The organism is uncultured Escherichia sp. (assembly GCF_948475835.1).
Lineage (GTDB): Bacteria > Pseudomonadota > Gammaproteobacteria > Enterobacterales > Enterobacteriaceae > ECMA0423.
In genome coordinates this window covers 1-532 of record NZ_CAOLGM010000261.1, presented here as the reverse complement: position 1 = coordinate 532, position 532 = coordinate 1, and the positions used below count along the sequence as shown (strand labels likewise).

At 42.3% G+C, this 532-nt stretch carries 2 pseudogenes; both read right to left on the bottom strand.

Annotation, left to right across the window (positions count from 1 at the left end):
- Positions 1–71: 71 nt before the first annotated feature.
- Positions 72–206, bottom strand: a pseudogene (locus tag QZF50_RS23705) (F pilus assembly Type-IV secretion system for plasmid transfer family protein); the annotation flags it as partial.
- Positions 207–332: 126 nt separating this feature from the next.
- Positions 333–532, bottom strand: a pseudogene (locus QZF50_RS23700) (hypothetical protein); the annotation flags it as partial.

Here is a 532-nt window from a genome sequence, read left to right as displayed (position 1 = left end):
AGCGATCTGTTCAAATGTTATTACCCGATCTCGATGGAAGTTATTGAGTGATCTCCTTTCATGAAAATACGCAGCAGACGGCTGAACTGCGGGAAACTCATTTCACCCAGTATTTCATTGGCCTTTGCGGACTCGTCAGGCAGTTTCAGTGCTGTGACGAGAGAGTTAACCGCCTGAGTGACGGCCTGAAGTGGGTTATTACTCATACGAGTATTCCTTAGTACGTTTAAAAAAGGAAAATATCAGTCTGTGGCCGTGGATATATCACGCAGTGCCATTCTTAAAACCACAGCACAAAATAAGAAATGGAGGCTTTTAACAGGAAACCAGGATTAACGTTCCTTTACTGAATGAGCATCATTTAATGCCTGAAGTTGTTTTTCGCGTATTTTATTGCGCTCATTTTCTCTTACCCGTCGCGCCTCTGCCATTTCATTTCTTTTTCTGCATTCTGATGCGATTTTATTTGCCTTACCAATGGGTAAAGGTTCAGACTGATAATTAAGTGTCTCCTGAAATGCTTCTGCTGCAC